The following is a 20,283-nucleotide window of genomic DNA, read 5'->3' as shown; positions in this document are numbered from 1 at the left end:
GGCCTCAGGGCCGGGCCGGGACCCCGGCGCCCTGGGCGAGCTGGGCGCGGGCGGCGGCGAGGACCTCGTCGGCCGTCACGGCGGCGAGGCGGGCGTCCAGGGCGTCCGCGTGCGGATCGCCCCACGTCGCGGCCGCCGGGTCACCGTGCCACAGCACGGTGTGCAGCCCGGGGTCCACCGCGGGGCCCCACCGGGCCGGCGGCGTCGGGCCGAAGAGGACCACGGAGCGCACGGCCAGAGCGGTGGCCACGTGGGCGACGCCCGTGTCGCCGCTGAGCACCGCGGCGGCGCCCCCCACCGTGGCGGCCAGCTCCGGCAGGGAGAGCCGGCCGCACCGGTTCTCCGCCGAGGAAAGCCCGCCGGTGACGGTCGCGGCCAGCTCCGCCTCGGCGGCGGAGCCGGTGACCACGATCCGGTGGCCGTCCGCGGCCAGGGCCTCCGCCACGGTCCGCCAGCGGGCCGCGGGCCAGCGGCGGGCGCCGGAGGCGGCCCCCGGATGGATCACCACGGGGGCACCGTCGGGCGCCGGAGCGTGCTCGCGCAGCAGCAGGTCCTCGGGGCCGCAGGGTCCCCCCGCCGTGCGCACCAGCCGGCACCACCGGTGCACCTCGTGCTCGTCGGCCCGCCACGCGGGGCCGGCGTGCCCGGCGGCGGCGAAGGCGACGAGCCGCTCCGGGCCGGTGGCGAGCAGCAGCTCGTGGCTGCGCGGACCGCGCCCGTGCAGGTTGACCGCCACGTGCCCGCCGGACAGCGGCGGGAGCGGGCCGAGCCCGGACGTGGGCAGGACCGCGTCCACCACGCCCAGCTCGGCCAGCCAGGTGCCGATGCCCTCGGGCGCGGCCAGCACCAGCCGGTGCCGGGGCAGCATGCGCCGGACCCCGCGCAGGGGCGCCACGCCGGTCAGGCCGTCGCCCAGGCCGAGGGCGCGCAGCACCAGCACGTCGCCCGGTCCGACCTCGCCCGGGTCCACGGTGCGGGGGCCGCGGGGCTCAGCCCTCACGGCCGGCCCGCTGGAGGATCGCCGTGGTGGAGCGCCCGGAGAGGTAGGGCAGGACGGTGACCTCCCCGCCCCAGCCGCGCACGTCCACGGCCTCGGGAAGCTGCTCGGGAGTGTAGTCGCCGCCCTTCACCCACACGTCGGGGCGCAGGACGGACAGGGCCGCGCGGGGGTCGTCCTCGTCGAAGACGACGACCGCGTCGACGCTGCGCAGGGCGGCCAGCACGCGGGCGCGGTCCTCCTGGCCGACCACCGGCCGGCCCGGGCCCTTGAGCCGGCGCACGGAGTCGTCGGAGTTCAGCAGCACCACCAGCGCGTCGCCGAGCCGGCGCGCGGCGTCGAGGGAGGCGATGTGTCCGGCGTGCAGGACGTCGAAGCAGCCGCCCGTGGCCACGACCGTGCCGCCCGCTGCGCGCACGTCCACCAGCAGGTCCTGGACCTCCCGGGGCAGCCGCTCGGCACCGGGGTGCAGGCGCGCGCGGCCCTGGTCGCCCTGGGCGCGGCGGGTGCGGAAGGTGGCGGCGCCGCCGGCGGCGACCCACTGCCCGGCCGCCTCGACGGCGGACTCCACGGCCGTGGTCACGTCCGTGCCCGCGCCGAGGGCCAGGGCCGCGGTCGAGGCGAAGCGGTCCCCTGCCCCGCACGGATCGGTGTTGCGCACGGGAGCGGCCGGCACCAGCTCGGTGCCCGTGGCGGTCGCGAGGTGGGCGCCCTCGGCCCCGGCCGTCACCGCCACGGCACGGGCCGACCACCGCTCGCGCAGGGTGCCCGCGAGCTCGCGGGCGCCGGTCGACGCGGGGGCACCCAGGGCGGCGGCGGCCTCGGCCGCGTTGGGGGTGACCAGGGCGCAGCCGGGGACCGGCTCCCCGCCGCGCGGGTGGGGGTCCCAGACGACCGTGCCCGTCCGGGCGTGCTCCGCGAGGGCGGCGCGCACGGCGGGGTCGCGGGTGACGCCTCCCCCGTAGTCGGACACCAGGACGGCGTCCGCGCCCGCGAGGACCGCGGAGACGTGCGAGGCCGAGACGCCCACCGGGGTGCCGGGCCCGCCCTCGTCCACGCGCACCAGCGTCTGGCCGGCGCTGCGGATGCGGGTCTTGGTGCGGGTCCCGCCCTCGTGGCCGAGGCGCTCGAGGGCCACCTCCCCGAGGGCGGCGGCGAGCTCGTGGCCGGCGGCGTCGGCGGCCACGGGTGCCAGCAGGGTCACCGTGACCTCCACCGGGACGGGGCCCACGGCGGGCGGCAGGGCGCACAGCAGCGCCGCCAGGCCGGCGCCGCCGGGGCTCGCGAAGACGTCACCGACGTCGACCACGGGCACCGGGGCGTCCGGGCTCAGGCGCGTGGACGTGCCGTCGACGTCCCGGTCCAGGAGGGCATCGCCGACCACGACGATGCGGACGGGGCTCATGCGACCCCCGCCCGGACGGCCGCCCCGTCGGCCCGGGCGCCGGAGGCCCCGCGCACGGCCGGGCCGGCGTCAGGAGGCGGGACGAGGCGCGCGTCGACCGCGGCGCACACGGCGTGGAGCAGCATGAGGTGGACCTCCTGGATCACCGAGGTGCTGGACGCGTCGACGGTCAGGGACTCGTCCGCCCGCTCGGTCAGCGGATTGGGGCCGGGGCCGGTGAGCGCCCAGACGTGCAGGCCGTGCTCCCGCGCCCGGTCGGCCGCCGCCAGGACGTTGGGGCTGCGGCCGCTGGTGGACAGCACCACGAGCACGTCGCCCGCCCGCCCGTGCGCCTGGACCTGGCGGGCGAACACCTCCTCCGCGCCGTAGTCGTTGACGATGGCGGTCAGGCTCGAGGTCTCCGCGGACAGGCACACGGCGGACAGCGGCCGCCGGTCGTCGACGAAGCGGCCGACGAGCTCGGCGGTGAAGTGCTGGGCCTCCGCGGCGCTGCCGCCGTTGCCCACGGCGAGCACGCGTCCGCCGTGCGTGAGCATCCCGGCCAGGCGGGCGCCCCACCGGTCCACCACGCCGGCGTGCTGGGCGGCCTCGCCCGCGGCGACCGACAGCTCGTCCAGGTGGGCCCCGAGCCAGTTCTCGGTCTGCCGGAGCAGCGGCGGGTGCTCCCGGCGGTGCCGGGCGGCGACGCGGGCGTAGGACCGCTCGGTCTCCTGGGCCACGTGCCGCCAGCCGAAGAGCCGCTCCACGCGCTCCCGCCCGGCGCGCCCCATGCGGGCGGCCAGCTCGGGGTCCGCCAGCAGGGTGCGCAGGGCGGCCGCGGTCCCGGCGACGTCCCGCGGGGGCACGTGCAGGCCGGTCACGCCGTCCTCGATGCTGTCGAGCAGCCCGCCCACGGCGCTGCCCACCACGGGGCGGGCGCACGCCATCGCCTCGAGCGGGACCATGCCGAACGGCTCGTACCAGGGGGTGCAGGCCACGACGTCCGCGGTGGCGAGCAGCGCGGCGGCGTCGTCGTGGTCCACGCGGCCGAGCAGCTCCACGCGCTCGGCCACGCCGAGCTCCCGGGCCAGCGCCCGCAGCCGCAGGGCCTCGGGGTCCCGGTCCAGCTCGGCGCGGGCGGGGCCGCCGGCCACGACGAGCTCCGCGTCCGGCAGCTCGGCGAGGGCGCGCACGACGACGTCCACGCCCTTGCGCTCCACGAGCCGGCCGAGCGCCACGATCCGGGGCCGCCGGTCGCCGGCGGGCGGCGGCACGGGGACGAAGGCGTCGAGGTCCACGCCGCACGGGACCACGTCGATCCGTGCGGGGTCCCCGCCGAGGGCCAGGAGCTCGGCCTGTTCGTCCCGGCAGGTGGCCAGGACGAGGTCCGCCGCGGCGACGAGCTCGTTCTCGGCCGCGAGCCGGCCGGTGGGGCTGGTGTCGGCCGCGCCCTGGTGGCGGCGCTTGACGGCCCCGAGCGCGTGGAAGGTCTGCACCACCGGGATCTGCATCGTCTCCGCGGCGCGGCGGGCCGCGATCCCGGACATCCAGAAGTGGGCGTGCACGAGGTCGGGGACCCCGCGGTGGGCCCAGTCGCGGGCGAGCCAGCGGCCGAACTCGTCCATGTACGGGGCGAGGTCGTCCTTGGGCAGGAGGCTCGGGGGGCCCGCCGGGACGTGGACCACCTGCGCCCCGGGGGCGAGCTCGACCACGTCGGGCAGCCGGGCGTCGTCGCGGCGGGTGTACACGACGACGTCGTGGCCCAGCCGGGCGAGACCCGCCGCGAGGGCGGCCACGTAGACGTTCTGCCCCCCGGCGTCGACCCCGCCGAGCGCGGCCAGCGGGCTGGCGTGCTCGGAGACCATTGCGATTCTCATGCTGTCACCTTCTCCAGGATGCGGTCCCACTCCGCGAGGAAGCGGTCCGCGCCGTAGTGTTCCAGGGCGTGCTCGCGGGCGGCGGCGCCCGCGGCGGCCGCCGCACCGGGATCGTCCAGCCAGTGCCGGGCGCGGGCGGCGAGGGCCTCCGGGTCGTTGGAGAGCAGCCCCGCCCCGGGCGGGACCGCCCGGGGCGCCTCGGTGGTCGAGAGCCCGAGCACCGGCATCCCGATGGTCATCGCCTCCAGCAGCGCCAGGCCCAGGCTCGTCCACCGGTAGGGGTGGTAGTAGGCCCGGTGCTCGCCGAGCGCCGCGTGCAGCTTCTCCTGAGGATAGTTCTCGTGCAGCCGCCCGGCCATGTGGGGCGCTTGCTCGGCGAGCTGGTCCATCCCCATGCCGTACACGTCCACGGGCAGCTCGCGGGCCAGCGCGGTCAGCAGGTCGGTGCCCGCGATCCGCCCGCGCCGGACGGGCTCGTTGACCACGGCGGCCAGGCTGGCCGTGCGTCCCGTGTAGAGCGGTCCGGGGTCCAGGACGCCGTGCTCCACGACCTCGGTGGGCGCGTCCCCGTTGTCCCACATCATCCGGTTGAAGTGCGTCACGTGGACCACGGGGATGTCGGAGCGCCCGGCCAGGGGGTGGCGGGTGGCCACGGCGGGCCCGCGCGGGGTGTCGTGCTCCACGTAGACCGCCGGGACGTCGCTCCCCGCCCGGCGCCCGGTCCACCGCTCGAGCAGCTCCAGCTCGTGGGGCCGCTGCAGCAGGACGACGTCGAACGCGGTGCCGGCCAGCTCCTCGGGCGTGCACTCGACGGCGGCCGCCGGCCAGTCCCAGGTCTCGGCCCGGCCGCGGCCGTCGGGGCCGCGGTCGGCGACGACGGGCAGCAGATAGGTGTGGGGACCGTGCACGAACGATGTCGTCCACGATCCGTGGACGTGCCAGGTCAGGATGCGCACCCGCGTCCTCCTTCCGGTTCGGGAACAGTGGCGAGGGCCCCGGGAGCGCCGTGCACGAGCTCCTCGACGGCCGCGAGCACGGCCGCCGGGGGCACGGAGGACAGGCACGGGTGGCCGGGCACGGGGCAGTCGCGGGCGCGGGAGCCGCGGCAGTCCGCGCCCTGGTCCCCGAGCAGCACGACGGGCACGCCCCAGGGCGCCCAGCGCTCGGGCGGCACGACCGGGGAGAAGAGGGAGACCACCGGGGTGCCCACGGCCGCGGCCAGGTGCGCGGGTCCGGTGTTGCCGACGACGACGCACGCGGCGGCGTCCAGCACGGCGGCCAGGCCGGGCAGGTCGGTCCGGCCGGCGAGGTCCAGCACCGTGCCGTCCGGGGCGGCCTCCCGGGCCGCGGCGCGGGCAGCCGCGGTGAGCTCCCGCTCCCCCGGCCCGCCGGTGAGGACGACCGGGCGCCCGGCCGCGGCGAGTCCTGCCGCGAGGGCCCCGGCGTGCTCGGCGGTGAGCCCGCGGGACGGGACCGAGGCGCCGGGGTGCAGCGCCACGAACCCGTCCGGCAGCGCCGACACCTCGGCCGGGAGCTGCGGGAGCGGGCGGCGCACGGCCAGGCGCAGGTCGGCGGCGGCGGGCTCGGGGGCGCCCGCCGCGACGGCGAGCGCACACGCCGCCTCGACCTCGTGGCCCCCGCCGGGCGGGTCCGCGCGGCGGTGCCGGACGTCCAGCAGCGACCCGGGGTAGTCCTCGCTCGTGGCGACCACGCGGTCGATCCCGGCGAGCCGGGCCAGCAGCGCCATGGGCAGGGGGCTCTGGTGGAAGGACGTGAACACCACGGCGAGGTCGTAGCCGCGGGCGGCGAGGGCGTCCACCAGGTCCTCGGTCGTCTCCCGGTCCACGGGCGGGGGCCGGAAGCCCGACCACGGCGCCGAGTACTCGAGGACCTCGTCCACGTCCGGCAGCAGGCGGGCGGCCGCGGCACCGGACGGGGAGGCCAGCAGGTCCACCGGGTTCCCCAGCCGGGCCAGGGCCCGCACCGCGGGCCCGGTCAGCAGGACGTCCCCGTCCGAGTCGAGGCGGACGGCGAGGGTGCGGCCCACGATCAGCCCCGGGCCCCGGCCGAGACCGGGCGGGCGTCGGGCCGGGCGGCCGTCCCCCCGTCCGCCGCGGGGGCCAGGACGGCGGCGACGGCCTCGCGCAGGGTCCGGGCGACCACCGGGGCGGCCGCTACCTCCTCCTCGCGGGTCACCGGCGTGGGGACCAGGACGCTGCGCGCGCCGGCGGCCTGGGCGGCCTCCACGTCCGCGCCGATGTCGCCGACGAGCACGCACTCGGAGGGGTCCACCCCCAGCTCCGCGGCCGCGGCCAGCACCATGCCGGGCCGGGGCTTGCGGCACGTGCAGTCCTGCTCGGGGGCGTGCGGGCACAGCTGCCAGGTGTCGAAGGGGCCGAGCAGCCCGGCCACGCGGGCGTTGACGGCGTCGACCTGCTCGCGGGTCAGCAGGCCGCGGCCGATGCCGGACTGGTTGGACACCACGCCCACCCGCAGCCCGGCCGCGCGCACGGCGTCGACCGCCTCCCGGGCCCCGGGGACCAGCTCGACCGCGTCCGGGTCGCCGTTGTAGGGCACGTCGTGGACCAGGGTGCCGTCCCGGTCGAAGAGCACGGCGCGCACCGGGACGGGCCAGGGCCCGGTCCCCCGGTGCCGCCACCAGCCACGCGCCTTGTGCCGCACGGCGGCCACGGGGATCGTGACGCTGGTGCGGACCATGCGGCTGAGCTCGGGCAGGAACTCGGGGTCGCCGGGACGTGGCCCCGGGACCGTGCGCAGCAGCACGAACCGGCCGGTCAGCCAGCCCCACGCCGCGGCGCCGGCGCCGGCCGCGGCCAGGGCGGAGCGCCGGGCGGGCCGGTGTCCCAGGGCGGTGGCGGTGAGCGCCGCGCCGGCGCCCGCGCCCGTGGCGCCCAGGGCGGCGACCGTCGCGGCGTGCCAGCGGAAGCCCCCGGGGGGAGCCTCGGCCGCACGGCGCCAGTCGGGCCCGTGCAGCCGGCGCATCAGGGCGTCGTCGGCGTTGCCGGCCTGCACGCGCAGGCTCACGAGGTCGTCGGCGGGACGCACGGGGTGGGTGATCCGGCGCTGCCCGCGCACCAGCTGCCACCCGGCCCGGCGCACGCGCAGCGCGAGGTCGGCGTCCTCCCGGTAGGCCCGGGGGAAGCGCTCGTCGAAGCCGGAGACGGCCTCGAGCGCGGCCGTGCGGTAGGCCATGTCCGCGGTCGCCCAGTCCGCGTCCTGCAGGGACGCGGTGTTGCGCTCCCAGTCGGTGGGCCGGCGGGAGCCCGGGAGGGGGACGTCGATCCGGCCCTGGGTCGCGCCGACCTCCGGGCCGCACGCGGCGAGGTCCTCGGCCAGACGCTGCGCCCAGCCGGCCGGCAGCTCCACGTCGTCGTCGAGGAAGGCGACCCACTGCGCCCCCGAGCGGCGGGCGACCCGCCAGCCGCGGTTGCGCGCGGCGGCCGGGCCCCGCCCGTAGCCGCGGACGGTGCGCACGGTCCAGGCCACGGTGCCGGGCACGCTGGGCCGCAGCGGCTCCACGTCGCCGGGCCGGTCGTCCACCACCACGACCTCGAGCGGTCCCGGGTGGTCCGCGTCGACGTCCTGGGCGGCGAGGGTGTCCAGCAGCCACTGCAGGCTCGGCCGTCCCATCGAGGGGACGACCACGGCGTAGGTCGTGGGCGCGGCCGTCACTCGGCCCCCTCGAAGAAGGCGGCGCGGCGGACCAGGTGCGGGCCGAGCACAAGCGCGGCCACCGGAGCGGAGCCGAAGAGCTCGAGGGCGTCGCGCGGGTCGTCGACCATGGGCCGGCCGGCGGTGTTGAGCGAGGTGTTGACGACGACGGGCACGCCCGTGCGCTCGTCGAAGGCCCGCAGCAGCGCGGCGATCCCGGCGTTGTCCTCGTCGGTGACCGTCTGGATCCGGGCGGTGCCGTCCACGTGGGTGACCGTGGGGATCCGCTCGCGCCACTCGGGGGCCACGTCGTGCACGAAGAGCATGAAGGGGCTGGGCAGCGGCCCGCCGCCGAAGATCTCCGCGGCGCGCTCCTCGAGGACCATGGGCGCCACCGGCCGGAACTGCTCGCGGCCCTTGACGTCGTTGAGCCGTTCGAGGTTGTCGGGGTGGATCGGGTTCGCCAGGAGGGACCGGCGGCCCAGCGCCCGGGGCCCGAACTCGCTGCGGCCCTCGAACCAGGCGATCACGCCGTTGCCGGCGAGGATGTCGGCGACCTCGCCAGCGAGGTCCTCCGGGGTGGTGAAGGGCACCTGCGCGGTGCTCAGCCACTGCGCCAGCTCCTCGCCGGACCAGCTGCGCCCGAGGGCCGCGGTGGGCTGGGGCGCGCCGAGGTCCCCGGCCTCCTGGGCCAGGTGCAGGGCGGCGCCGAGGGCGGTCCCGGAGTCCCCGGAGGCGGGCTGGACCCAGACCTCCTCGAAGGGCGTCTCGCGCCAGATCCGGGAATTGGCCACGCAGTTCAGGGCTGTGCCGCCGGCCATGGTGAGCACCGTGTCCCCGGTCTGCTCGTGCAGCCAGGTGGCCAGGTCCACCAGGACCTCCTCGACCACGGCCTGGACCGAGGCGGCGAGATCGGCGTGGTCGCCGCCCCAGGTGCCGTCGTCGATCCGGCGGGGCGCGAAGCGGGTCCAGTCGGGGGCCTGGGCACGGAAGCCGCCGTCGCCCGTGGCACGGACGATCTCGCGCAGCTCGGGCAGGAAGCGGGGCTCTCCGTAGGAGGCGAGCGCCATGACCTTGAACTCGTCGCTCGAGCGCAGGAAGCCCAGGTGGTCGGTGAGGGACTCGTAGAGCAGGCCGAGGGACTCGGGCAGGGCCTGGCGGTGCAGGATCTCCAGCTCCCCGTCCCGGTAGCGGCCGGCCAGGTGCGAGTGCGCCTCGCCGCGGCCGTCGACCACCAGGACGCTGCTCGTGCGCGTGGGGGCGGCGAGCCCGGCGGAGGCGGCGTGGGCCACGTGGTGCTCCACGAACCGGACCTTGTCGCGGTCCAGGCCCGGCAGCGCCTCGGCGAGGAACCCGGCGGCGCGCCGGGCGTAGTCCACGCGCACGGGGTCGTACGGGTCGTCCGGCATCTCGGCGGCGATGGCGGGGTCGAAGGAGTAGCCGACGGCGTCCAGGTCCGCGGGAGTCAGCCCGGCCTCGGCGAGGCACCAGCGCATGGCCTGCTCGGGCAGCTCCCACGCCGAGAACGGCACGGGCCGCTTGCCGTGCTTGCGGCGGGAGAAGCGCTCCTCCTCCGCCGCCGCCACCACTCTGCCGTCCACGACGAGAGCCGCCGCGGGGTCATGAAAAATCGCGTTGATGCCCAGGTAGTTCATGGTTCGGAGTATGGCACAGAATGATCAGGCGGCTGATCTAGGGGCCGTGTCAGCCCCGGTGGGGCCGGGTCTCCGCCGCCTCGAGCAGCTCCGGGCCGAGCTCCCGGTCGAACTCGCCGTCGGCGTCGCGGCCCGGCTCGCCGGACAGGTCCCCGAGGAGGTCCCCGACGAGCTCGTCGAGCTGCTCGAAGCCGCTCGGGACCATCGCCGCCCTCTCCTCGGCCGCCGCACGCCCGGCCGGGGACAGGCACCAGCGCAGCTGCTCGTCGAGCCGGCCGGGGTCGAGCTCGTCCGCGCCGACCACGGCCGGCCAGTCCCAGGCCCGCGCCTGGGCCGTGACCTTCCCGCCGCCCGCGACGGGGTCGACGGCGAGCACGGGAACCCCGGCCCGCAGCGCCAGGACCAGGCCGTGCATGCGCATGCTCACCACGGTGTCGAGGCGGGCGATGACCGACCCGGTCTGGGCCGCGGTGGCGGGCAGCCGCCAGTCCCGCGGGTCCAGGCGGGTGTCCAGTGGCAGCCGGGCGGCGTCGAGCCGGCCCAGCCACTGCTCCAGCCCGGACCGGACGGCGTCGTGCCGGCGGCGGGGACCGTACTCGTGCTGCCCGCCGGTGAGGTAGACGCCCAGGACGGGCACGAGCTGGGGCACGGCCCGCGCGGCGAGGTCCCGGCGGGCACCGGCACCGGGGCGGTCGCGCGCGATCACGCGGTGGAACCCGGCGGTCACCGGGTCCTCGGGGTCCAGCACGCTGACCCCGACCGCGATCCGGCGGCAGTGCGCGAACTGCTCGTGCAGCTCGGCGATCGACCGTCCCGTCGCGGGCCCGCACACGAACAGCAGGTGGGTGTAGCGCACGGGCTCGACGTCGTCCAGCCGCAGCCCGCCGGGCGGGCACATGACCGCGCTCCAGGCGACGTCGTGCGGGACGCCCGCCGTGCCGAGGGCGTCGGCGACGGCGTCCATGGCGAGGACGTCACCAGCCGTCGCCTCGCCGTGCAGGACGCTGGACCAACCGACCACGAGTGTGCGCATGGCGTCGACGCTACCGGCCGGACCGGGGCCGGGAGCCACCCCGCGGGCGGACTGTGGGCACTGTCACCTACGGTAACGAGTCGGCACAGCAACTGGTGACCCACGTCACGGGCGTCTAGGCTCGATGGCACGGGTCGAGCAGCCGGCCGTGACGTCCTGTCGTGGAAGGACCCCTCCATGGACCACTCCCTGTCCGTCGTCGTGCAGATCGAGCTGGACACCCGGTGCGTGCACCTGGTGGTCACCGGCGATCTCACCGAGCGCAACCACCGCGTCCTCACCCCCCTCGTGGCCCGCGCCCGCACCCTGGTGCCCGGTGCGGCCGTCGTCGTGGACCTCACGGGCGCCCAGCACGTGGACCCGGGCGGTCTGGACCTGCTGCGGTGGTCCCTCGACCACGACCCCCTCCCGGAGTCCGGTGGCGCCGTCCGGGTGCTCACCCGGCCCGCGCCGTTCGGCCTCGCCGAGGCGGCCCGCCCCACGGCCGGTGCGCCCGCGCCGGCACCCGCGCGCTGGAACGGCGCCGAGCCGGGCGGGGTGGCGGCGTGAGCGGCGTCGACGTCGCCACGTCACCGGCCGGCACCGGCGCCGGGGGCACCCGGGACTGCGGCACGTGCCTGAGCCCGGACTGCGACTTCCCCGCGGAGCTCTCCGCGCTCCCCCTCGTGGAGCTGCAGGTCCTGCACAGCCGGGTGGTCTGCCAGCTCGAGCACGAGTACCTGCTCAACACCGACGGCCCCCACCCCGTCACCCAGGACCGCCACGAGGAGCTCGTGGCGGAGTTCGAGGCCCGCCGGGACGCGGCCCCCGGGGCGTGAGCGCTTCTCAGGCGGCGGACCGGGCCGCCCGGACGCGGGGCCGCCCGGCGGCGTACCACTGGGCGAAGAGCACGACGATCAGGGCCACGTCCACCACGTCCCCGCCGTAGTACATGAGCTGCGCCCCCGTGCGGGCGTCCGACGCCCCGACCCCGTCCGGTGGGTGCCCGTACAGGTGCTTGGCGAGCGCCGAGTGGACCGCCACGAAGCCGACCAGCACCGCCGCCCGCACGCGGAAGGAGCCCCGGTGCGGGTCCGGGTCCACCCCGACCACGGCGGCGGTGAAGACGCAGCCCGCGAGGAGGACGTGGAGGTGCACCGCCGCGTGCACGGCCACGGAGGCGTGCATCGTGCCGTACAGCCCGGTGGTGTAGAGCACCCACAGGCCGCCCGCGTTGAGCGTCCCGGCCACCACCGGACGGGTCACCGCCCGGACGGGCGGCGTGCGCAGGAGACGGGACAGGGCGCGGGCCCGGGCCACGGGCAGCGCGCGCAGCGCCAGGGTCACGGGGGCGGCGAGCACCAGCAGCAGCGGGGCGGCCATCCCCAGCAGCAGGTGTCCCGCCATGTGGGCGGTGAAGCCGGCGCGGGCGGCCCCGGCCAGGGGCCCGACCAGCGCCGTGCCGGCGCACAGCAGTCCCGCGAACCACAGCACCGTGCGGTGCGCCGGCCACGGGTCGCGGTGCCGTGCCGCCCACAGCCCCGCGGCCCAGCCGGCGGCGGCCAGGACGAGCAGGGCGAGCACGGTCGCGTCGAAGAGCGCCCAGCCGGTGGTCCCGTGGTCGTGCGTCATCGGCGCGGGCGGTCGGTCCGGTGCGGTCGGGTCCGGCGCAGGAGCAGGAGTCCCGCGGCGAGCGCGAGCACGGCCGTGCCGATCCAGGTGGCGTCGTAGACCAGCAGGTCCACGTCGTAGCGGATCTGGTGGATCCTGAGCACCTTGTGCAGGACCACGCCGTCGACGAGCTGGAACGCGCCGAGGCCCGCGAGCAGCCCCCCGGTCCAGCGGCCCCAGGACATGGCGCCGCGGCGGCGGATGTCGGCCAGCAGGAAGAGGGAGCCCACGGTGACGAACCAGCCGAAGGCGTGGAAGAGCCCGTCCGAGGCGAGGGCGACACCGGTGGTGGAGAGGTCGTAGAAGTGGTGCCAGTGCAGGAACAGGTGGAAGACGGCGAGGTCCACCACGGAGGCGGCGATGCCCGCCCCCAGCAGCGCGCCGGCGATCACCGTCCGGCGGTCCTGGTCGGCCATGGTGTCCTCCTGGTGCGGGCGGGCGGGGTTGCGACCCAGCCTACGGCCGCCCGGGGCCCGGCCGTCCAGACCCGGATTGTCCGCGGCCCGGCACGGCAGGGCCCGGCGGGCGGACCGGCCCGGGTGGTTCAATGGCACGGTGCGCAACGACAACCTGACCCGCCGCGAGACCGCCGACCGTTCCGAGCTCGTCGCCGTGGAGAGCTACGACGTCCTGCTGGACCTGTCCACCGCGCCGGACCCGGAGGCGGACTCGTTCCGGTCCGTGACCACGGTGCGCTTCGCCGCGGAGGAGGGCGCCCAGACGTTCCTGGACTTCATCGGCCGCTCCGTGGAGTCGGTGACGGTCAACGGCCGGGAGCTGGACCCGGACGACGTCGTGGAGGGCGCCCGGATCCGGCTGCCGTCCCTCGAGGCGGCCAACGAGGTCACGGTGGCCGGGCGGGGGCTGTACTCCCGCTCCGGGGAGGGGATGCACCGGTTCGTGGACCCGGCCGACGGCCGGGTCTACCTGTACACCCAGTACGAGCCGGCGGACGCCCGCCGGGTCTTCGCGAACTTCGAGCAGCCGGACCTCAAGGCGTCCTTCCGGTTCACGGTCCTGGCCCCGGACGGCTGGCAGGTCTCCTCCAACGGGGTGCGCATGGCGGCGTCCCCCGCTCCGGAGGCCGAGCGGCCCGGGGCGGTGCGCCACGAGTTCGCCCCCACGGAGCGGATCTCCACGTACATCACCACGGTGCTGGCGGGCCCGTACCACCGGGTGGCGGGCGAGTGGCGGCACTCCTTCGAGGACGGCAGCCGCATGTCCGTGCCGCTGGCCCTGTACTGCCGCGCCTCGCTGGCCGAGCACCTCGACGCGGCCACCGGCGCCCGCGAGCTGTTCGACCTCACCCGGCAGGGACTGACGTTCTTCACCGAGCTGTTCGGCTACCCGTACCCGTTCGGGAAGTACGAGCAGGCGTTCGTGCCCGAGTACAACCTGGGTGCCATGGAGAACCCCGGGCTGGTGACCTTCACCGAGGAGTACCTGTTCCCGGACGGGGCCACCCGCGCCCAGTACCAGGGGCGGGCGAACACCCTCATGCACGAGATGTCCCACATGTGGTTCGGGGACCTCGTCACGATGACGTGGTGGGACGACCTGTGGCTCAAGGAGTCCTTCGCCGAGTTCATGGGGGCGCACGCGTCGGTGCAGGCCACGGATTTCGAGGAGGCGTGGATCGCGTTCGCGGATCGCCGGAAGGCCTGGGCCTACCGGCAGGACCAGCTGCCCACCACGCACCCGGTGGTCGCCGACATCCACGACCTCGAGGCCGCCCGGCAGAACTTCGACGGCATCACCTACGCCAAGGGCGCCGCGGTGCTCAAGCAGCTCGTGGCGTTCGTGGGCTACGGCCCGTTCGTCGACGCGTGCCGCGCCTACTTCCGCCGCCACGCCTACGGGTCCACCACCCTGGAGGACTTCCTGGCCGTGCTCGAGGAGGCCTCCGGGCGGGACGTGCGCGGCTGGGCGGAGTCCTGGCTGGGCACCTCCGGCGTCACCTCGCTGGCCCTGGACCTCGCCCGGGACGACGACGGCACCGTCACCTTCGCGGCGCTGCTCCAGGACCCCGGCGCCGGGGTGCTGCGCCCGCACCGGCTGCTGCTCGGCGGCTACGAGCGCGGTCCCGGGGACGTCCTGGTGCGCACCGGCACGGTCAGCGTGGACCTGCCCGCCGAGTCCTCCGTGGAGGTCCCCGAGCTCGTGGGCTCGACCGCGCCGCTGCTGGTGGTCAACGACGAGGACCTCACCTACGCCAAGACCCGCCTGGACCCGCTCTCGCTCACCACGGCCCTGAGCTCCCTGTCCTCCGTGGAGGACGACATGGCCCGCGCCCAGCTGTGGTCGGGGCTGTGGAACGCCACCCGGGACGCCGAGCTCGACCCCGGGGACTGGGTGGGCGCCGTCCTGGACCACGGCTTCGCCGAGCCGCAGACCGGAATGTTCTCCACCGCCGTGGACCACGCCGTGGAGGCCGTCGAGCGCTTCACCCCGACCGCCCGGCGGGCCCGGCTTCGGGGCCGGCTGCTCGACGCCGCCGTCCGGGAGCTGCGCCGGGCGGATCCGGGCAGCGACCGGCAGCTGGCCCTCGCCCGGCTCACCGCCCGCACGGCCCGGCGCGACGGCAGCCACGCCGGATGGTTGCGCGACCTCCTGGGCGGGCGGGACGCGCTGCCCGGGCTGCGGCTGGGCTCGGACCTGCGCTGGGCGCTGTGGACGGCGCTCGCGGCCACCGGCCACGGCGAGGACCCCGTCCTGGACGCCGCCCTGGAACGGGAGCGCGCCGCCGACCGGACCCGCACCGGGCAGGTCGGCTGGGCCCGGGCCCGCGCCGCCCGCCCGCTCCCCCGGGCCAAGGCGGAGGCCTGGGACGCGATCACCGGTGACGAGCTGTCCAACGACCTGCTGAGCGCCACGGTCGCCGGCTTCCAGCTGGGCCCGGCGGAGCTGGTGGAGCCGTACCGGGAGCGGTACTTCGCCATGCTGGAGGAGGTGTGGGCGCGCCGGTCCATCGGGATGGCCACCCGCATCGTGCAGGGGCTCTACCCCGCCGGCGCCGATCTCGAGCCGGGGCACGACCCCGAGCACCACCCGGTGCTCGCCCGCACGGAGCTGTGGCTGAGCAACCACGCCGGGGCGCCCGCCGCCCTGCGCCGGATCCTGGTCGAGGAGCGGGACCACCTGCTGCGGGCGCTGCGGGCGCAGGCGGCGGCGCGCCCCTGACCCCCGCACGCCGAGGCCGGCCCCGGGTCCTCCGGGCAACAGCAGTCCCCCCGGTGCGCACCGGGGGGACTGCGACGGTCCGGGGGACCCGGCGGTTCCGGGCGGCGCGGGCTCAGGTGGCGGGGCGCCCCGAGCGGCGCAGCACGCGGTCGACGGCGCGCTGGGCGTCCTCGTTGGACTTGAAGACCCGCCGGTCGAGGCTCTGGCCGAGCGACATCGACGAGTTGCCCAGCTGCAGCAGGTTCACCTTGGAGTCGTTGCGGTGCTCGCGGCGCGGCTGGGGCGCCTGCGGACCGGTCCGGGCGTCATAGGCCATGGTGGATCCTTTCCGTGACACCTCCAGTGTAGGAGGCCGCCGCCCCACTGAACAGAGCGCCGCCGGTCATCGGCCGTGCCGCCGCGCCCGGGACGTGAACCAGCCCCGGTCCACGGACCGCCGCACCCACCAGGTGCGCGCCACGAGCACGAGGGACAGCACGTGCAGCAGCACGAGCACCGACCAGTACGCCGCGGCCGCCACCGGGGTGAAGGGGACGGAGGCCGCGCCGGCGAGCATCAGCATGACCAGCGCCTCCAGGTTCAGCGCGTAGCGCAGGGGGCGCATCACGCGCACGGAGATGTCGTGCTCGGGCTGCCGGTTGATCCAGGACAGCAGCACCGCCACCACGGACATCACGATCGAGGCCGCCGCGGAGGGCACCTGCCAGCCCGGCCCCAGGACGTGCTCCCGCACGGTGGCGACGAGCCCCACGAGCAGCAGGACCGCGGTGATGAGGCTGACCGCCACGGAGGCGAACGCCGTGATCCCCTGCCGGGCCGGCAGGATCACCATCTCGCAGAAGGCGTCGTCGAACCGGGACGTGGGCCGCAGCGCCAGGTGGCCGCGCACCGCCCCGGGCCACCGCCGCACGGCGCGGTCCTCGGCGAGCACCCGGTCCACCGCCCGGTGCGAGCCGCCCGGCCCGCCGGGGCGCCCGCCCTCGTGCGAGAGGACCGTGAACTCGTGCAGCCGGACCTCCGGGGGCACCGTCAGCTCCAGGTGGAAGCTGCGGCAGGACGCGAGGTCGTGCAGGCCGACCCGACCCACCCAGGGCATCCAGCAGTGCCGCAGCCGGTCCCGGGCGCGCGGTCTCCGGCCGGCGGCGTACTGCTCGTCCATCGAGTACTTGAGCACGAGCCGGCGCCCCGCGAACTCGGCGGGCAGCGCGAAGGTCAGCAGGAAGCCGCGGGCCAGCTGGTCGGCCACGGTGGTGAACAGGGCGAGGTCGGCCTCCCAGTGCTCGGCGTCCTCCGCCGGCAGCCGCCCCCGGTCGACGAGCTCCTGGACGACGGCGCGCAGGTGCTCGCAGTAGGCCCAGAACCCGTCGAGGGCGTCCTCCACGAGCAGCTCGGGGGCGTGCACGATCGCCGGGACGTGGTCGTCCGCCAGGACGGCCGCCTCGGCCAGCGGCAGCTGCTCCGGGATCAGTCCGCGCAGCAGCAGCTCGGCGAGCGCCCCGTTGTCCTCGGTGCTGAGGACCGGGACGGGGTCGCCCTGGCAGACGGCGTCGAAGTTGCGCAGGGGCTGCTTGGCCTGGATGGTCACGGGCACCAGCAGCCGGCCGGCGCCGTCGGCCGGCCACGGGGCGCGCACGGCGAGGTCGACGTCGAGGGAGACCTTCCGGCGGGTGACCCCGTCGGGGCTCATCAGCACGGACTCCACGCGCCGGTGGATCCAGTCGCCGGGGCTGAGGAAGAGCGTGCGCAGCACGTCGACGTCCACCGCCGGGCGGTCCGGCTCGGGCGGGAGGTCCTGGCCCTGGGGCATCCGCGCGCCTCCTTCGGGGGTCCCGGTCCGGCTCTCGTCCCGGGCGGTCACCGGGGCCCGCCCGGTGTCCTGATCGGCCATCATTGCACCAGTCAGCGCGGACACCGTACGGGCCCGGCGGTGGACCGGGCGTCACGGGAATCGTGAGAAGCTATTGACGACTTGATGCCCCAGCTCCATCGAGGGAGACCATGACCGACTACGCGCTCAACGACCGCGGCTCTCTGGAGATCGTCACGGAGAACTTCTACGACACCGAGATCATGCGGGTGTTCGGCGGTCTGTCCTTCGGCAAGCTGCGCACCTGGACGGGCAATGCGGCGCTGGTCCCGGAGCCGGACAACCCCTTCGACCCCCACACCGTCTCGGTGCGGATCGGGCCCAACAAGATCGGCCACCTCGCCCAGCAGGACGCGCAGCGGTACTGGCCCTACCTCGCGCGGGTCATCGCGTCCGGCTACACGCCGGTGGCGCCGCTGAAGCTGGAGGCCACGGTCCTGCGCCAGGACGGGCAGGCGGAGGTCGACGCCGCGGCGCGGCTGTCGATCGCGGCCCCGGACCTGCTGTTCCCGCTCAACACGCCCCCGGCGCAGGCCGCGGTGCTGCCGCAGGGCCCGTCGATCAAGGTCCTGGACGAGCAGGAGTTCGCCGAGTACCTGCACAGCGTCATCCCCCCGTCCGGGGAGGGCCGCGTGATGCTGACCCTGGAGACGAACAAGGTCCGCAACCACCACGGGCAGACCCTGGACATCGTCGACGTGCTCTACGAGCGCCGCCAGGTGGGCCGGCTCTCCACCCAGATGTCCCAGCAGTTCATCCCGATCATCGACCACGCCTTCCAGCAGGAGAAGCTCACCGCGGTGTGGGGCACCATCCGCGGCTCGGCCTTCGAGGTCTCGATGACCCTCCAGGCCGCGCGTCCGGAGGACATCCCCGCGGAGTGGTTCGAGCAGCTGCCCAACGACGTCCCCGAGCTCCTGCCGCCCGGCGGCAGCTTCCCCGTCCCGGACGCCTACGTCCCGGCCGAGGCCGACCGCTCGCGCAACGCGAAGAAGTGGCGCAAGGGCCTGGCCGTCTCCGCGGCGGGGTCCGGGGGCGCGGAGCGCGCCGGGCACGACGACGACGTGTCCGCTCAGCGCTCGTCCGCCGGCCCGGGGACCGGCGTGCTCGGCCGGGTGCACGTGGCCGTGTGGACGCTGCTGGCCATGACCGTGCTGCTGGGCGGGGTGGGCGTGGTCTTCCTCGGCATCGAACCGCTGGTGAGCGCGCTGTGCTTCATCGTGGCCGTCGCGACCGGCTTCATGTCCTTCTACCTCGCCCGGATGAGCACCGGAGCGGCCCGCCGATGATCAGCCGCCGGGAACGCTTCCTCCAGATCCTCGAGGTCCTCTCGAAGCACGGCTTCGGCTTCGCCCTCGGCGGGATCAAGGAGGAGTGGCGCGCACCGCTGGCCCGGGTCCGGCTCATCGACCCCGACAAGCTCTACAGCCAGCCGGTCCACCTGCGGCAGGCCCTCGAGGAGCTCGGTCCCACGTTCGTGAAGCTCGGCCAGGTGGTCTCGACCCGGCCGGACCTGCTGCCGCCGCGGTACGTGCAGGAGCTGACCCGGCTGCAGGACAGCACGCCCCCGGTGCCGCCGGAGCGGATCCGGGCGATGATCGAGTCGGAGCCCGACTCCGCCGCCGAGGAGATCCTCGCCGAGATCGACCCCGTGCCGCTCGCCACGGGCTCGATCGGCCAGGCGCACGCGGCCGTCTACAAGGGGGTGGACGTCGTCGTGAAGGTGCGCCGCCCCGGCGTCGTCGAGGAGGTCAACCGCGACCTCGAGATCCTCGCGGAGCTGGCCAAGCTGCTGTCCACCTACTGGCCGGCGGTGCAGCACTTCGACCTCGTGGGTCTGGCGGACGAGTTCGCCCAGTCCCTGCGGGACGAGCTGGACTACCTCACGGAGGCCCGCAACGCCCAGCGGATGGCCGAGAACTTCAGGGGCGACCCCCGGGTGCACGTCCCGGAGATCTTCTGGGAGGCCTCGACCTCCCGGATCCTCACGATGGAGCGGATCCGCGGGATCAAGATCAACGACTACCCCGCCCTCGAGGCCGCCGGGCTCGACCGGCACCTGCTGGCCGTGGACTCGACCGAGGCCATCTGCCGGATGATCTTCGAGCACGGCTTCTTCCACGCGGACCCGCACCCCGGGAACCTGTTCGTGGAGACCGGCGGGCGGATCGGGATCATCGACTTCGGGATGATGGGCACCCTCACCGACGAGTTCCGGGACCACCTGGTGACCCTGATGCTCGGCGTGGTGCAGGAGAACCCGCGACGGGTCGCCGCAGGGCTGCTGGGGCTGACCTCGCAGGAGCTGGACGTCAACAAGAAGGACCTCGAGCGGGACGTGGCGATCCTGCTGCGCCGCTACGCGAACAAGCCCCTGCACGAGGTGCGGGTGGGCCACCTGATGGGCGACCTCATCGGGATGCTGCGCCGCTACCGGATGCACCTGCCGCGCGAGTCCGCCCTGTTCCTGCGGATGCTCGTCACGGCGGAGTCCGTGGGCACCGGCCTGGACCCGGAGTTCGACCTCGTCTCGGTCCTCGCCCCGTACGCCCAGCGGTTCGTGCTGCACCGGCTCTCCCCCGAGATCCTGGCCAAGCGGGTGCGCGACATCCTGCAGGACGCGGTGCAGATGGGCGTCGAGGCCCCCGAGTACCTCCGGCGGCTCATCGTGGTGCTGGAGCGCGGCGGCTTCGACGTCCACCTGCGCGCCGACGAGTTCGAGCCGCTGCTCAAGCGCGGCGAGAAGATCGGCCACCAGGTGGTGGCCGGCGCGGTGATCGCCGCGTCCATCAACGGCATGGCCCACATCCTGGCGTCCGACCCGGAGCGGTGGCGGAAGTTCCACACCCCCCTGATCGCCGGCGGCGCGACCACCGTGGGCACGCTCACCGGCTATCTCGTGCTCTCCACCAACGTGCCCAAGGTCCGGCGCCTGGCCAACACCATCCGGGTCCGCCGCCGCTTCTGA

At 75.9% G+C, this 20,283-nt stretch carries 17 protein-coding genes and 1 pseudogene; 5 read left to right on the top strand and 13 right to left on the bottom strand.

Annotation, left to right across the window (positions count from 1 at the left end; genetic code table 11):
* Positions 1-4: 4 nt before the first annotated feature.
* From ACP7CD_RS05315 to ACP7CD_RS05275, 9 genes and pseudogenes are all read right to left on the bottom strand, one after another.
* The gene (locus tag ACP7CD_RS05315; protein ID WP_232035305.1) at positions 5-1,000 is read right to left on the bottom strand and encodes a glycosyltransferase family 9 protein; all 996 of its coding nucleotides are present in this window, start codon (positions 998-1,000) and stop codon (positions 5-7) included.
* Entirely contained in the window at positions 990-2,402 is a 1,413-nt protein-coding gene (locus ACP7CD_RS05310; protein WP_095651644.1) for a PfkB family carbohydrate kinase, read from the bottom strand. Before ACP7CD_RS05310 ends, ACP7CD_RS05315 begins: the two co-directional genes overlap by 11 nt.
* Positions 2,399-2,938 carry a D-sedoheptulose-7-phosphate isomerase gene (locus tag ACP7CD_RS05305; RefSeq protein WP_410200000.1) on the bottom strand — a complete coding sequence of 180 codons (540 nt, stop codon included), beginning with the start codon at positions 2,936-2,938 and terminating at the stop codon, positions 2,399-2,401. The genes ACP7CD_RS05310 and ACP7CD_RS05305 overlap by 4 nt, the downstream gene beginning before the upstream one ends.
* A 141-nt stretch (positions 2,939-3,079) precedes the next feature.
* Positions 3,080-4,258 (bottom strand): annotated as a pseudogene (locus ACP7CD_RS05300) (glycosyltransferase); the annotation flags it as partial.
* Complete coding sequence (locus ACP7CD_RS05295; protein ID WP_109268967.1) at positions 4,255-5,214, bottom strand: glycosyltransferase; 960 nt, start codon at positions 5,212-5,214, stop codon at positions 4,255-4,257. The pseudogene ACP7CD_RS05300 and the gene ACP7CD_RS05295, both read right to left, overlap by 4 nt.
* Positions 5,202-6,305 (bottom strand): glycosyltransferase family 9 protein, encoded by a 1,104-nt coding sequence (locus ACP7CD_RS05290; protein ID WP_017834322.1) that lies wholly within the window; start codon positions 6,303-6,305, stop codon positions 5,202-5,204. Before ACP7CD_RS05290 ends, ACP7CD_RS05295 begins: the two co-directional genes overlap by 13 nt.
* Before the next feature lie 2 nt (positions 6,306-6,307).
* The gene (locus ACP7CD_RS05285; protein ID WP_426119290.1) at positions 6,308-7,951 is read right to left on the bottom strand and encodes an HAD-IIIA family hydrolase; all 1,644 of its coding nucleotides are present in this window, start codon (positions 7,949-7,951) and stop codon (positions 6,308-6,310) included.
* Complete coding sequence (locus tag ACP7CD_RS05280; RefSeq protein WP_035923942.1) at positions 7,948-9,585, bottom strand: carbamoyltransferase family protein; 1,638 nt, start codon at positions 9,583-9,585, stop codon at positions 7,948-7,950. Before ACP7CD_RS05280 ends, ACP7CD_RS05285 begins: the two co-directional genes overlap by 4 nt.
* A gap of 49 nt (positions 9,586-9,634) precedes the next feature.
* On the bottom strand, positions 9,635-10,618 hold the full coding sequence (locus tag ACP7CD_RS05275; RefSeq protein ID WP_081994119.1) for a polysaccharide pyruvyl transferase family protein: 984 nt from the start codon (positions 10,616-10,618) through the stop codon (positions 9,635-9,637).
* Between the two features lie 177 nt (positions 10,619-10,795).
* Between ACP7CD_RS05275 and ACP7CD_RS05270 the strand changes: the two genes are divergently transcribed.
* The gene (locus ACP7CD_RS05270; RefSeq protein WP_035923943.1) at positions 10,796-11,167 is read left to right on the top strand and encodes a hypothetical protein; all 372 of its coding nucleotides are present in this window, start codon (positions 10,796-10,798) and stop codon (positions 11,165-11,167) included.
* The gene (locus ACP7CD_RS05265) at positions 11,164-11,436 is read left to right on the top strand and encodes a hypothetical protein (RefSeq protein WP_368828078.1); all 273 of its coding nucleotides are present in this window, start codon (positions 11,164-11,166) and stop codon (positions 11,434-11,436) included. The genes ACP7CD_RS05270 and ACP7CD_RS05265 overlap by 4 nt, the downstream gene beginning before the upstream one ends.
* 7 nt (positions 11,437-11,443) lie before the next feature.
* On the opposite strand, the gene ACP7CD_RS05260 is transcribed toward ACP7CD_RS05265, so the two are convergent.
* Positions 11,444-12,229: a cytochrome c oxidase assembly protein gene (locus ACP7CD_RS05260; protein ID WP_109222735.1), complete on the bottom strand. Its 786-nt coding sequence runs from the start codon at positions 12,227-12,229 to the stop codon at positions 11,444-11,446.
* Positions 12,226-12,684 carry a DUF2243 domain-containing protein gene (locus ACP7CD_RS05255; RefSeq protein WP_109222736.1) on the bottom strand — a complete coding sequence of 153 codons (459 nt, stop codon included), beginning with the start codon at positions 12,682-12,684 and terminating at the stop codon, positions 12,226-12,228. The genes ACP7CD_RS05260 and ACP7CD_RS05255 overlap by 4 nt, the downstream gene beginning before the upstream one ends.
* A gap of 139 nt (positions 12,685-12,823) precedes the next feature.
* On the opposite strand from ACP7CD_RS05255, the gene pepN reads away from it, so the two are divergent.
* Positions 12,824-15,448 carry an aminopeptidase N gene (gene pepN, locus ACP7CD_RS05250; protein WP_176475383.1) on the top strand — a complete coding sequence of 875 codons (2,625 nt, stop codon included), beginning with the start codon at positions 12,824-12,826 and terminating at the stop codon, positions 15,446-15,448.
* A gap of 112 nt (positions 15,449-15,560) precedes the next feature.
* Here the strand turns inward: pepN and ACP7CD_RS05245 are convergent, their stop codons facing one another.
* Entirely contained in the window at positions 15,561-15,764 is a 204-nt protein-coding gene (locus tag ACP7CD_RS05245; RefSeq protein ID WP_017834330.1) for a hypothetical protein, read from the bottom strand.
* A gap of 66 nt (positions 15,765-15,830) precedes the next feature.
* On the bottom strand, positions 15,831-17,255 hold the full coding sequence (locus ACP7CD_RS05240; protein ID WP_136341423.1) for a hypothetical protein: 1,425 nt from the start codon (positions 17,253-17,255) through the stop codon (positions 15,831-15,833).
* A gap of 191 nt (positions 17,256-17,446) precedes the next feature.
* On the opposite strand from ACP7CD_RS05240, the gene ACP7CD_RS05235 reads away from it, so the two are divergent.
* On the top strand, positions 17,447-18,604 hold the full coding sequence (locus ACP7CD_RS05235; protein WP_017834332.1) for a hypothetical protein: 1,158 nt from the start codon (positions 17,447-17,449) through the stop codon (positions 18,602-18,604).
* Positions 18,601-20,283, top strand: coding sequence for an ABC1 kinase family protein (locus ACP7CD_RS05230; protein ID WP_017834333.1), 1,683 nt, complete (start codon positions 18,601-18,603; stop codon positions 20,281-20,283). Before ACP7CD_RS05235 ends, ACP7CD_RS05230 begins: the two co-directional genes overlap by 4 nt.

It is taken from the genome of Kocuria sp. LHG3120 (assembly GCF_049897445.1).
Lineage (GTDB): Bacteria > Actinomycetota > Actinomycetes > Actinomycetales > Micrococcaceae > Kocuria > Kocuria rosea.
Note: the sequence above shows the minus strand (reverse complement) of the source record. Positions and strands in the feature narration are given on the sequence as shown.